This window comes from Streptococcus sp. 17.1 (assembly GCF_016648655.1).
In the GTDB taxonomy this organism is placed as follows: domain Bacteria; phylum Bacillota; class Bacilli; order Lactobacillales; family Streptococcaceae; genus Streptococcus; species Streptococcus salivarius_E.
Genome location: NZ_JACLQM010000003.1, coordinates 43,748 through 56,917 on the forward strand (window position 1 = coordinate 43,748; position 13,170 = coordinate 56,917).

The following is a 13,170-nucleotide window of genomic DNA, read 5'->3' on the forward strand; positions in this document are numbered from 1 at the left end:
TCTTTCTGACTTGCGTCAGCATTTCCTCCTCTGTAATCCTAAGCTTTTTTACGCAACTGTGCGATGAAAAAACCATCAGTTAGATACTGTTCGGGGGTAATTGCCAAACAGCCATTGACCACGATGTCTTTACATGGATGGTCTAAGGCAACTTGCTCAAAATCAGGATGGCTCTCAAGAAAGGCTTGAATCACCTCTTGATTTTCTTCTGCTATGATGGTGCAAGTACTATATGTTATTATACCACCTTTTCGTAGGGTTTGACAAACGCTGGATAGGATATCCAACTGTACGGCCTTGAGGGACTCAAAATCTTGGAGATCCTTGTTATATTTGATGTCAGGTTTCCGACGAATGAGCCCAATTCCAGAACAAGGTGCATCCACTAAAATCTTGTCAAAACTATCAGCTGGAAAGACTTGATGTACCTGACTAGCATCCAGTTTCTGAGTCTTAACCTTGTCAGCTAGTCCAAGACGTTGTGCATTTTCTTCGATAAGAGCAAGCTTATGATCATAGAGGTCAAGTGCCGTCACATGTCCACTCGTCAAATATGAGGCCATATGTACCGTCTTACCTCCAGGTGCCGCACAGGCATCCAGGATTTCTTCCTCACCTTGAATCCCTAAAGTTGGCGCAACCAGTTGACTGGTCTCATCCTGAATGGTCAACAAGCCCTCTTTAAAATAATCTGTCCCAGCAAAGTAACCTGAAGACTTAACAAGCCCGACTGGGGATAATACTGAACGCTCAGCACCAGTGGCCTCTGCAATCTCTTCCAAACGTGACGCATCCGTTACACGCACACTAGCCTTGTTTCTCACAAAAAGGCTTTGGAAAATAGCAAGGGCACGATCCTCTCCATACTGGTCGATAAGTTTTTTAACCAACCATACTGGTAGAGAATACTGAACAGAATAGCGTTTATTGACACGTTTGATCGTGCTTGGATCTGGCAAAGGCTGGCTGGATAGTTTACGAAGAACCGCATTGACCAGCTTCTCAGCACCCTTTTTATTGCCACGATTTTTGGCAATAGAAACGGCATCATTAACCACCGCATGGGCTGGAATCTTATCTAAATAGGCCAACTGATAGAGACTCAAAAGTAATAAGTCATAGACCCAAGGTTCAAGCTTGTCACGGTCCTCGATGACATGGGCTAGGACCCACTCCAACGTAATCTTACGAGCGACGGTCCCATAGACAATTTCCGTCACCAAGGCCTTGTCCTTATCTGTCAGACGCGACTTGCTCAGATGGGCATTGAGAGCAATATTTGAGTAAGCTCCTTCCTGGAAGACTTCTTCTAAGACTTCAAGTGCCTGTCCACGGGCTGTTTTTTTCCAATCATTGGCCAAATGCATCACCTACTTCAAGATTGCGTCCGACCCCATTAAGGAAATCAGCAATAGCCATCCGAGGCTTTCCTGCAGGCTGAACTGTCTTAAGTGAAATAGCTCCCTGACCAGTCGCAACTACCAAACTCTTCTTGGTCTTTTCAATGATATGACCAGACTGTCCCTGGCCTTCTGCCAAGTCTGCTTCATAAATCTTGAAACGTTTGCCGTCAAGCAAGGTATGTGCCACAGGCCATGGATACATGCCACGGATTTGATTGAAGATGTCACGAGCCGACTTATTCCAATCAAGTCTCTCCTCTTCTGGACTAATATTTGGCGAAAACGTTACCTGACTGGCATCTTGAGGAACAGGTTTGATTTCTCCAGCAATATAGGCAGGCAAGGTCTCAAGCAAAAGGTCACGACCCAAGACTGCCAATTTTTCAAACATGGTACCAACATTATCCTCGTCAAGAATTGGCAAGGCCTTTTGGCTAACCATGTCACCAGCGTCCATCTCCTTGACCATTTCCATAATTGTCACACCTGCTTCTGCATCCCCATTGATAATGGCATAATGAATAGGTGCCCCACCACGGTATTTTGGCAAGAGAGAAGCGTGGACATTCACCGCAAAATCCATGCTATTAAGCAACTTGCTTGGTAAAAATTGCCCATAAGCTGCAGTAACAATCCCATCAGCACCAAGCGCCATCAATTGCGCCATTTCTTCTGACCCTGACAATTTTTCCGGTTGATAAATTGGCAAGTCATGCGCCAAGGCTACTTCCTTGACCGGTGTCATGCGAATTTCTTTTTTACGGCCGACAGCACGGTCTGGTTGCGTCACCACAGCAACAATATCGTAACGCTCATCTGTCAAAAGTCCTTCCAGCACAGTCGCTGAAAAGGCAGGCGTTCCCATAAATACTAATTTTGTCATATTCTTCCTTTTCTAGATTAGGTAAAATTCTGAGGTTCGTGATCGATAATCAAACGCAGGTCCTTGTTTTCAGGTTCCTGAGTCATGTCAAGGACCCTATTAAGCGTTTCTTCCAAGTTATCCTCAAAACGGTATTTGATAATAATCTGATAATGATAAAGGTTATGTGTTCGAGCAATAGGCTTAGGCGTTGGCCCTAGGAAGGTCACCTTGTCTGACAAGTACTCTCTTAAATAAGCCATAACCTCATAGCTCTTGTGGACGACAAACTCTTCATCCTTGTGAGAAAGCGTGATTCCTACCGTATAAAAATATGGCGGATAGGCCAACTGACGTCGAATCCCCATCTCATAGGCATAGAAAGCTTCATAATCCTGTTGTTGCGCAAACCGAATGGCATAATGATTAGGATTATAGGTTTGAATAATAACTTCCCCTTCCTTGTCAGCACGACCAGCACGACCAGCCACCTGTGTCAAAAGCTGGAAGGTACGCTCAGCCGAACGAAAATCTGGTAAATTAAGCGATGTATCTGCATTCAAGACCCCTACCAAGGTAACATTTGGGAAATCCAAGCCCTTGGCAATCATCTGAGTCCCAAGCAAAATGTCAGCCTTACCATTTCCAAAAGTCTCTAAGAGTTTCTCGTGAGCACCTTTCTTACGTGTCGTATCAACATCCATACGAATCACTCTGGCTTCTGGCAAAAGTTCCGTTAACTGGTCATAAGCCTTCTGTGTCCCAGTCCCATAATAGCGAACCTGACGACTCTGACAGTTGGGACAGACATGTGGTATTGCTTTTTGAAAATCACAATAGTGACAATTCATGGTCTTAGTATCCATGTGCAAGGTCAGTGAAATATCACAATTCGGACAATCATCCACATAGCCACAGTCACGACACATGACAAAAGAGGAATACCCACGACGGTTCAACATCAATACGACTTGTTCCTTACGTGCCAAACGTTCCCTGATTTTTTCCAAAAGAGGTGGCGTAAAATCACTCGCCTCTTGACGGCCCACAAAATCCTTGAAGTCCACCACTTCCACCTGCGGAATTTTAGCATGAGGATTAGCCCTTTGTGTCAACTCAAGAAAATGGTAAACCCCTTTCTGAGCTCTCGCCCGTGTCTCAATAGAGGGTGTTGCTGACCCAAGGACAAGCACAGCTCCATGACTCTTAGCCCTAAGCAAGGCAACATCTCTTGCATGATAGCGAGGATTGGACTCTTGTTTATAAGTAGCCTCATGTTCCTCATCGATAATGATTGCCCCGATATTGTCCAAAGGAGCAAAGATAGCCGAACGCGCTCCTACCACAACCTTGGCCTGACCAGATTTAACCTTACGCCACTCGTCAAATTTCTCACCGTCTGACAAGCCTGAATGCATAATCGCCACCAAGTCCCCAAAACGCGAAATGAAACGATTGGTCATTTGGGGTGTTAGGGAAATCTCTGGCACTAAGACAATGGCGGTTTTTCCCATAGCCAGGGTCCTCTCGATAAGATGCAGGTAAACCTCTGTCTTACCTGATCCCGTCACTCCTTCCAATAAGAAAGGTTTGCCACCTTGTCCAATTTGGCACGTCATTTCTTCAACCGCATGCGCCTGTTGGGCATTAAGCTCAAGAAAATCTGTCTTTTCTACCTTTTCAAAGTAGCTATCGGCACGATTGACCTCAACTTCGGTGATGACCAAGGCACCAGCTTCAATGAAAAACTTAACCACATCTCGTGAAAAAAGCTTGTGGAGATCCGTCAACTTGCCAGACTCACTCTTTTCTAGCAAGAAGTCTCGCAACTCCAATCGTTTCTTAGCCCTTTGCGAAATTGCCAAAGTCTCGAGAATCCCCTTTTGAACACTATAGTGCTTCTCAGTCTTAATATTCTGCTTATCTTTAGCAAGGTAATCAACCGTTACACGCCCAGACTGGACCAGACGAGGAATGGCTTGACGTTGTACCTCTGACAACTGCGAGAAAAGAATATGATTCTGCCCTTGAAGGAGAGTCGCTTTTTCCTCTTCACCCAGTTTATCAGTTGCCATGATAACCTTATCGTACTGCGAATTAAGGAGACCGGGTAGCATTGACTTCAAGATGGAAATCTTATAAGAAAAGACCGTATGTCGCATCTGATCAGCCAAATCCAGCTGTTCCTGATTAAGCACTGGCTCATAATCTAAAAGCTCAGCGATGGTTTTTAGTTCAGGAAAATCTCTTAAATTTTCCTGCTCTTCCAAGCCAATAATAAAACCTTGAAGTAGACGATTTCCTTTACCAAAAGGCACATGAACCCGCATACCGATGGCGATTTGTTCTTGCATGGCTTCAGGGATAAGGTAACTATAAGGCCTATCCGTCTGCATCAGAGGAACGTCTACAATAATTTGTGCTACTAAAACCATAAATTTCCTCCTGTCACTTCCTTAAGACCAGTATCTTCCAAACTCAAGAAAATGTGAGCTGCCTATTTTCGTCATAAAGAAGGAAGCTGAGACACTATGCCTCAGCTCCCCTCTCCTCATAAACCAAAGCAAGACTTTGATTTTAGATCTTATCGCCTTCTTCTTTTTCTTTAGCGATTTGTTCTTTGATTTTACGTTCTTCTTCCTCAGCAGCAAGACGTGCTTGAATCACTTTCAAACGTGCCAATTCACGTTTAGATTCTGGATCTGGGTGGATAGTCACATTACCAGATTCAATCTCTTCAAGGGCTTGAAGGGTTGGTTTTACTGACGTAAACTCTTGAGTTGGTTCAGCACCAGCGGCTAATTCATGGGCACGTTTGGCTTGCAAAATAACCAATGAATATTTTGAAGGCACTTTATCCAAAAGTTTGTCAATAGAGGGTTTCAACATCATAATTCTATACCTATTTCTAATTTATTTATCTGATAATTTCTTTTCTGAAATCATATTACGATAGCGACCAATCACACGGTCAACTCGGAAGTGTTCTGCTTCAATAACACGTTTGACACGCTCAGCAGCCAAAGGCACTTCGTCATTAACAATGGCATAATCGTATTCGCTCATAAGAGCAATCTCTTCACGCGCACGCTCGATACGTTGAGCAATAACTTCCTCAGAATCTGTCCCACGACCAACCAAACGTTCTTGAAGCTCGTTCAAATCCGGTGGCGTCAAAAAGATGAAGACAGCATCTGGTACCTTTTTCTTAACCTGAAGGGCCCCTTGAACCTCGATTTCAAGGAAAACATCAATACCTTTATCCAAGGTTTCATTAACATAAGTCAAAGGTGTTCCGTAGTAGTTACCCACATACTCAGCATATTCCAACATTTGACCCTTACGAATAAGCTCTTCAAACTCCTCACGCGAACGGAAAAAATAATCCTTTCCATCAACTTCACCAGGACGTTGAGCACGTGTGGTCATTGATACTGAGTATTCAAATTTATGGTCAGGTGTTGAAAAAATCTCCTGACGAACAGTTCCTTTTCCGACACCAGAAGGCCCTGAAAAAACAATCAAAAGTCCACGTTCAGACATGTCTTCTCCTTAAACTAAGATTAAAAATCTTCTTATGACTCACCTTAAAAAAGAGAAAACAATCATCTCTTTTTTTGGCTTAGGGGTTGTTCAGTGATTAAGTTACAGCTCACTTTTCAGAGCATGCGTTTTTCCTTACTATTTTACCAATAAAAGCGACTTTTTTCAAGGTGAGGACACCATTAAAAAGAGTGAATTCCTTTTCTCAGTACTCACTCTTTTTTAAATACTCTTTTAAACCAAACCAGTCAAGAGACCTTGCATGAATTCTTCTGAATGGAACTCACCAATATCATCAATTTTCTCACCAAAACCAATTAACTTAACTGGAATATCCAACTCTTGGCGAATGGCTAAAACCACCCCACCCTTGGCACTACCATCCAACTTAGTCAAGACAAGACCTGTAAGAGGTGTAATTTTTGAAAATTCCTTAGCCTGACTAAGGGCATTTTGACCTGTTGAGGCATCCAAGGCCAAGAGGGTTTCATGAGGTGCTTCTGGAACCACACGTTTGATAATACGACCAATCTTTTCAAGCTCTGCCATAAGATTGTCTTTATTTTGCAAACGACCCGCAGTATCAATCATAAGGACGTCAACTCCCTCAGCAAGGGCCTTTTCCATACCATCATAAACCACTGAAGCTGGGTCAGCCTTCTCTGCACCAGTCACTACCGGCACATCAACACGACGTCCCCACTCAACCAACTGAGCAACCGCTCCTGCACGGAAAGTATCGGCAGCTACCAACATGACTTTTTTGCCTTCTTGTTTGTATTTATGCGCCAACTTACCGATAGACGTTGTCTTACCAACCCCGTTGACACCAACGAAAAGCATGACTGTCAAACCATCTTGGAAATTAATCTGCTCCTTGTAGACATCATCCTTCTCGTAGATGTCCACAAGTTTCTCGATAATCAAGCGTTGCAAATCTTCAGTCTTTTTGACATTTTCAAGGCGGGCTTCATAGCGCAAGTCTTCCGTTAATTGCGTTGCAACATTAACACCAACATCGGAAAGAATCAGCATTTCTTCCAATTCTTCGAAGAACTCCTCATCAACTCGACGGAAATTCGCGAAGAATTCATTCAAACGGGCAGCAAAACCTGTACGCGTCTTCTTAAGGGTACGATTGTATTTTTCTTGTTCTGTTTCAGTTTTTGAAGCCTGAACTTCTTCAGGTTTTTCCTCAACTTTACGAGTTTGAACAGCCTCAAAAGTAACCGTTTCACCTTTTTCTGCAGCAGCAGCTACCTGAGCCTTTTTAGCATAGTAATCAGCCATGACATCTGCGAAGTGGTTATCCACAGCGACTTGGCTTTCTTCTGACTCTGATACGCCCTCTGCTTCGCTTGAGGCCTGATCATCAACAGATAGGTCCTCATCAGACGCTACTTCACTTTCTTCTGTCACTGTAGATTCGCTTTCTTCAACAGATTCTGTAGACGAAATCTCTTCTACTTGAGTCTCTGACTCACTGAGCTGTTCTGTTTGACTTTCACTTGTTGACAAGTCTTGATTATCAAGAGCCTCAGTTTCTGAAATTTCCTGATTTGCTACAGTTTCCTGTGATTGGTTTTCCTCTTGTCCAAATAATCGATCAAATAGACCCATTTGGTTCTCCTTATTTCTCTAGAATATACTTGTGGATGGCCTCAGCCACTCCAGATTCCTCATTAGTTTTTGTCGTTACTGCCTTGGCAACAGCCTTAACCTTAGGAACAGCATTTGCCATAGCCACACCTAGACCAGCCCACTCCAACATGGTCAAGTCATTTTCCTCATCTCCCATAGCCATAACCTGACTTTTATCAAGGGCAAGATAATCAGACAAAAGTTTCAAGCCTACAGCTTTATGAACCCCTTTCGGCATGACTTCTAGGATAATCTCACGAGACTTAAATACCTCAAACGCTTGGTATAGATGGTCAGGTAGTTTTTGAATTTGGGCATCCAAAAACTCTTCCTCACAGACCGTAACTACCTTATTATAGACGATATTTTCAGGAATGTCATCAATACTCTCCACATCAACGAAGGTCAAGGTAGGATTAGCCTGACGATAGAGAGAATGATTGCCTTTACTCGGAACACCATAGACAATGCCATCACTGATAACATCCATAGGAAGCCCTAGAGGTTCGAAGACAGCATAAATCTGCTTTAAATCTTCTCGACTCATCTCTTTCTTTATGAGGATATCCCCATTATTACGCTGAACCAAGCCACCATTGAAGGTCACACTATAGTGCTTATCATCTAACAAGCCCAAATCTTCCAAGATATGAGTAATAGCTGGTAGAGGACGACCAGTCGTAATGACCACATGAACCCCCTTAGCTTCTGCCGCCTTCAAAGCAGCTCTATTTTCAGCTGTTACTTGCTTATCCTTAGTAAAGAGGGTTCCATCTAGGTCCAAGGCTAGTAATTTAATCTCAGACATCTGAGCCCACCAACCCTTCCATGTAGTCAAAGACTGCACCATCTTTATGGTGACCAATCACCTCATCTGCCACTGCCTTAATCTCATCACGCGCATTTTCCGTAGCAACTGCACGTCCAGCAAAGGTCAACATCTCCATATCGTTGAGGTTATCACCAAAGGCTACAACATCTGAAGCCTGACGTCCCAACTCTTGACAAAGATGGTAGAGACCAAAGCCCTTGTCCACCCCTTTAAGGATAATATCCATGGAATCAAAGCCAGTTGTCACAGCTGTCATATCCTCAAAAATTGTGTTGAGGTAGTCACCACGTTCCATAATGGTATCCCCTTGGAACTTAGCAGTTACCTTGAAAATATCATCTGTGACCGCTTCAAGGTCTGTTACCATGACATTTTCATAGTAACGTTCCATGGCCTTAAGATAGGCTGGATCTGCATCGTTTGGTGCATAGGCACCTCGACGTCCAGACAAGAGAACCCCTTCACAAGTTGGCAAGGCTAAAGTCGTGTCTGCAATTTCTAAATAATCTTTAGGTTCTAACTTGGACTCAAACAGGACTTCACCCTTATACTGAACCAAGGCCCCATTCTCCGCAATAATAGCAATGCGGTCCACAAAACCATCAAAAAGCTCCTCCAAGGCCAAGAGAGCTCGGCCAGAAGCTACTGTAAAAACGTAATCTTTAGCTTCACACGCATCCAAAAGGTTTTCCAAACGCGCCTTATCATAGGCACCAAGATGGTCTAGAAAGGTACCATCCATATCTGTTGCTAAAATTTTCAAAATAATCTCCCTTCAGGTCGAACATACTTGCCCCTATTGTACCAAAAATAGGAATATAAGTTTGGGAAAAGCCAAAGAAATTAGAGAAAATATGGCATTTTACTTGCAAATTCAGTATTTTAGTTGTATCATTACGATAGTACAAAAATAACACTATTATACTTTTAGAAAGGAGTCTCTTATGGCTTGGACATTTGATGAAAAATCGCCAATTTATCTCCAAATCGCCTATCGCGTCAAACTGAAGATAGCTTCCAAGGAATTGAGTATGGGACAACAACTCCTACCCGTTAGAGAATTTGCTCAAGAAGCTGGGGTCAATCCTAACACTGTACAAAGAGCCTTCCAAGAACTTGAAAAAGAGGGGCTGGTCTATTCTGCCCGTACCTCTGGTCGCTTTGTTACCGAAGATGAAAAACTAATTGATCAAAAACGACACGAGATTGCCCAAAGTCTCATGAAAAACTTTGTCACTGAGATGGCAGCCATTGGTTTTAACTCACCTGAAATCAAAGCTATCATCACTGACTACATCGAACAAACAGGAAAGGACTTATAGACCGATGACTGATATTGTAACTCTAACAAATCTCACCAAGACCTATAATGGTATTCCAGCCCTTAGAGATGTGACCATGTCCATCCCTTCTGGTAAAATCATTGGTCTCTTAGGACCAAACGGTAGTGGTAAAACAACTCTCATCAAGATTTTGAATGGCCTCCTCCAACCAACTTCTGGTTTAGTAACCATTAATGGATTTCAGCCGTCACCTATCACTAAGGCGCAAGTGGCTTATTTGCCTGACACAACCTATTTAGATGAAAGTAAGACTATCCAATACTACTTGGACTTCTTCCAAGATTTCTATGCTGACTTCCGCTATCCTCTTGCCTTGCAACTCTTGCAGGATTTAATGCTCCAGCCTGATTTGCGCCTTAAAGACCTCTCAAAAGGTAACAAAGAAAAAGTTCAGTTGATTTTGGTTATGAGTCGTGAGGCTAAACTCTATCTCCTCGATGAACCTATTGGTGGTGTCGATCCCGCGTCACGTGACTACATTCTTAAAACCATCATCAACCAATACTCTGAAGATGCTTCTGTGATCATTTCAACCCATTTGATTGCAGATATTGAATCCGTCCTAGATGAAGTTGTCTTCTTAAAATACGGTCAGATTGAACTTCAGGGTGATGCTGATAATATCCGTCAAGCCCATGGCAAATCTATCGACAAACTCTTTAGAGAGATGTTCCACAACTAGGAGGTATGAGCATGTTTTGGAAATTAGTTAAATATGAATTACAATCGGTCCGTAAATGGTATCTTGGCATCTATGGTATTGCCATCCTACTCTCTATCCCCTTGGGTTTAATGCTTCGAAAATCTATTTTTGTAACTGAACAGAGCCACCAAGAACCTAGTCTACTCTTCTTTGCTTTCTTCACACTGATGGTTTTTGCTACCATTATCGTATGGGGAACCATTTATATAGCGACAATAGTCCTCATTGTCAGACGCTTTGCAAAGACTGTCTTTGGGAGAGAAGGTTATCTAACCAATACGCTCCCAGTTTCTGCTCACCAATTAATCTTGTCTAAACTCTTGGTAGCCTTTATTTTAGATATCATTTCATCACTCGTTATACTCCTTTCGATTGGAATTATAGCTGCTTTCTGCCTTGATATGAAAGATATCCTACTAGCTACCAGCTACTTTGGCCAGATCCTAAAAGAGATAGGCGCTTTCTACCTCTTCATCCCTTCTACAATCTTGTCAATGATTGCTGGTATCCTTTTCTATTACCTCTGTATTAGTATCGGTAACCTCTTTAACACTAACAAAGTTCTTATGGGATTTGTCGCTTATTTTGCCATTCAGGCTATCCTATTCTTTATTGGTTTCTTCTTTGGAATCGGTGCAGCCTTGACCGGAGATGCAACAAATACTGCAATTAATAACTCGTCATATATATTTAGTCTAGTTCAGTCTCTCATTCTCATCGGAGCAAGTTACTTTGGTACCTACTATATCATGACCAAACGCTTAAATTTAGACTAAAGAAAAACCGTGTTCCTTGTGGAACACGATTTTTTTTTGCATTGAAAAGACTTATTTACTTTGTTCTTTACGATAAGTCTCGATTTCGGCCTTGTTACCCCAAACAAAGTGTCCTGGACGTACTTCAACCATTTCTGGTTTATCGACAGAATAGTCGTGTTGGTTTGGATCATAAACCTTCAAGACTTTCTGACGTTCCAAGATTGGGTCTGGAATAGGAACAGCAGACAAGAGTGACTTGGTGTAAGGGTGGATAGGATTATTGTAGAGTTCTTCTGTCTCAGCAACTTCCACGATTGTCCCCTTGTAGATAACAGCGATACGGTCAGAAATGAAACGGACCACTGACAAGTCGTGAGCGATAAAGAGGTAGGTCAATCCCAACTCTTTTTGGAATTTCTTAAGCAGGTTCAAAATTTGGGCACGAACTGACACGTCAAGGGCTGAGATTGGTTCGTCAGCGATGACCAAGTCAGGTTGCATAACCAAGGAACGCGCAATACCGATACGTTGACGTTGTCCCCCAGAAAATTCGTGAGGGTAACGTGTCAAGTGCTCCTCAAGAAGTCCCACTTCTTTGATGATTTCCTTGATTTTAGCTTTACGATCTTCCTCATCCTTATAGAGATGGAAGTTATGCAAGCCCTCAGACAAGATATAATCAACTGTTGCACGTTCATTCAAACTAGCCGCAGGGTCTTGGAAAATCATCTGAATACGACGGATAAGGTCGTTTTTCTCAGAGTGAGATAAGTGCCCATTGATTTTCTTACCGTCAAAAATAATCTCACCATTACTTGTATCATTCAGACCAATAATGGCACGACCGATAGTAGTTTTACCACTACCAGACTCACCAACGAGGGAAAAGGTTTCACCCTTGTTGATGAAAAAATTAGCATTGTGGACAGCAACGAATTTCTTGCTTCCTTCACCGAAGGAAATCTCCACATCTTTTACTTCAACTAACTTCTCAGGCATTGCCTTCCTCCTCATCTCCTAAATGTGCAAATCCCATATTAGTACGGATTTTTTCATGTAGATTTTGGATAACCTCAGGTTTTTCAACTTTTGGTGCATCCTCATGTAAGAGCCAGGTCTTAGCCCAGTGAGTATCTGAAACTTGGAATTGTGGTGCTTTTTCCTCGAAGTCAATTTGCATGGCATAGTCTGAACGCAAGGCAAAGGCATCTCCAACAACTGGTGTATAAAGTGATGGTGGTGTCCCTGGAATAGAGAAAAGCTCACCCTTATCGTCAGCCAACTGTGGCAAGCTTGAAAGCAAGCTCCAAGTGTATGGGTGACAAGGCTCATAGAAAATTTCCTCAACCGTTGCGTACTCGATGATTTCACCAGCATACATAACAGCAACCTTGTCAGCGATACTTGCTACCACACCAAGGTCATGGGTAATGAAAATCACTGAGAAACCATACTCCTCTTTGAGTGATTTCAAAAGGTCAATGATTTGAGCTTGAATGGTCACATCAAGGGCAGTTGTTGGCTCGTCACAGATAAGGACATCAGGACGACAAGCCAAGGCAATGGCAATGACGATACGTTGACGCATCCCACCAGAGTATTGGAAAGGATATTCGTTGAAACGTTTTTCAGCATCAGGAATACCAACCTTGTCCATGTAATCAATGGCCATTTTTTTAGCTTCTTTGGCTGATTTTCCTTGGTGTTTGACAATGACTTCAACAATTTGGCTACCGATAGTCTTAATTGGGTCAAGACTGGTCATAGGATCTTGGAAGATAGTTGCAATCTTAGCTCCACGAATTGCTGCCCAATCTTGGTGACTCTTAAGCTTGGTCAAATCTTGGCCACGATAATCAATAGAACCACTAGCGACACGACCATTTTCTTCAAGCATCCCTGTGAAGGTCTTGGTCAAAACTGATTTACCTGAACCAGACTCACCAACCAAGGCTAAAACTTCACCTTCAACCAAATCAAGGGAAACCCCTCGAATAGCTGTCAAAACACGGTCACGAACGTCAAATTCCACGACGATATCGCGAGCCGATAATATTACATTTTTATTTTCTGTCATATTGGACT

The 13,170-nt window shown here is 42.7% G+C and carries 13 protein-coding genes; 3 read left to right on the forward strand and 10 right to left on the reverse strand.

Annotation, left to right across the window (positions count from 1 at the left end; genetic code table 11):
- Positions 1 to 38: 38 nt before the first annotated feature.
- The 8 genes from rsmB to H7T99_RS02910 form a co-directional block, all read right to left on the reverse strand.
- Positions 39 to 1,361: a 16S rRNA (cytosine(967)-C(5))-methyltransferase RsmB gene (gene rsmB, locus H7T99_RS02875; RefSeq protein ID WP_037603115.1), complete on the reverse strand. Its 1,323-nt coding sequence runs from the start codon at positions 1,359 to 1,361 to the stop codon at positions 39 to 41.
- The gene (gene fmt, locus H7T99_RS02880; protein WP_037603007.1) at positions 1,351 to 2,286 is read right to left on the reverse strand and encodes a methionyl-tRNA formyltransferase; all 936 of its coding nucleotides are present in this window, start codon (positions 2,284 to 2,286) and stop codon (positions 1,351 to 1,353) included. The genes rsmB and fmt overlap by 11 nt, the downstream gene beginning before the upstream one ends.
- Positions 2,287 to 2,303: 17 nt before the next feature.
- A complete protein-coding gene (locus H7T99_RS02885) occupies positions 2,304 to 4,700 on the reverse strand; it encodes a primosomal protein N' (protein ID WP_037603010.1) in 2,397 nt (798 codons plus the stop codon).
- Between the two features lie 142 nt (positions 4,701 to 4,842).
- Positions 4,843 to 5,157 carry a DNA-directed RNA polymerase subunit omega gene (rpoZ, locus tag H7T99_RS02890; RefSeq protein WP_002886855.1) on the reverse strand — a complete coding sequence of 105 codons (315 nt, stop codon included), beginning with the start codon at positions 5,155 to 5,157 and terminating at the stop codon, positions 4,843 to 4,845.
- 21 nt (positions 5,158 to 5,178) lie between these two features.
- Positions 5,179 to 5,808, reverse strand: a complete 630-nt coding sequence (gene gmk / locus H7T99_RS02895) for a guanylate kinase (protein ID WP_002886854.1) — start codon at positions 5,806 to 5,808, stop codon at positions 5,179 to 5,181.
- Positions 5,809 to 6,042: 234 nt separating this feature from the next.
- A complete protein-coding gene (gene ftsY, locus H7T99_RS02900; RefSeq protein WP_037603013.1) occupies positions 6,043 to 7,428 on the reverse strand; it encodes a signal recognition particle-docking protein FtsY in 1,386 nt (461 codons plus the stop codon).
- 10 nt (positions 7,429 to 7,438) lie between these two features.
- Positions 7,439 to 8,257 carry a Cof-type HAD-IIB family hydrolase gene (locus H7T99_RS02905; RefSeq protein WP_037603016.1) on the reverse strand — a complete coding sequence of 273 codons (819 nt, stop codon included), beginning with the start codon at positions 8,255 to 8,257 and terminating at the stop codon, positions 7,439 to 7,441.
- Positions 8,250 to 9,044: an HAD-IIB family hydrolase gene (locus H7T99_RS02910; protein WP_037603019.1), complete on the reverse strand. Its 795-nt coding sequence runs from the start codon at positions 9,042 to 9,044 to the stop codon at positions 8,250 to 8,252. The genes H7T99_RS02905 and H7T99_RS02910 overlap by 8 nt, the downstream gene beginning before the upstream one ends.
- A gap of 181 nt (positions 9,045 to 9,225) precedes the next feature.
- Between H7T99_RS02910 and H7T99_RS02915 the strand changes: the two genes are divergently transcribed.
- From H7T99_RS02915 to H7T99_RS02925, 3 genes are read left to right on the forward strand one after another with little or no spacing between them, the layout of a single operon-like run.
- Positions 9,226 to 9,603 carry a GntR family transcriptional regulator gene (locus H7T99_RS02915; protein ID WP_002886850.1) on the forward strand — a complete coding sequence of 126 codons (378 nt, stop codon included), beginning with the start codon at positions 9,226 to 9,228 and terminating at the stop codon, positions 9,601 to 9,603.
- A 4-nt stretch (positions 9,604 to 9,607) separates the two neighbouring features.
- Entirely contained in the window at positions 9,608 to 10,306 is a 699-nt protein-coding gene (locus H7T99_RS02920) for an ABC transporter ATP-binding protein (protein WP_037601748.1), read from the forward strand.
- A gap of 11 nt (positions 10,307 to 10,317) precedes the next feature.
- A complete protein-coding gene (locus H7T99_RS02925; protein WP_037601745.1) occupies positions 10,318 to 11,103 on the forward strand; it encodes a hypothetical protein in 786 nt (261 codons plus the stop codon).
- 51 nt (positions 11,104 to 11,154) lie between these two features.
- On the opposite strand, the gene H7T99_RS02930 is transcribed toward H7T99_RS02925, so the two are convergent.
- Both H7T99_RS02930 and H7T99_RS02935 read right to left on the reverse strand, forming a co-directional pair.
- Entirely contained in the window at positions 11,155 to 12,084 is a 930-nt protein-coding gene (locus H7T99_RS02930) for an ATP-binding cassette domain-containing protein (RefSeq protein WP_037603026.1), read from the reverse strand.
- Positions 12,077 to 13,162, reverse strand: a complete 1,086-nt coding sequence (locus H7T99_RS02935) for an ABC transporter ATP-binding protein (RefSeq protein WP_037601740.1) — start codon at positions 13,160 to 13,162, stop codon at positions 12,077 to 12,079. The genes H7T99_RS02930 and H7T99_RS02935 overlap by 8 nt, the downstream gene beginning before the upstream one ends.
- Between the last annotated feature and the right edge of the window lie 8 nt (positions 13,163 to 13,170).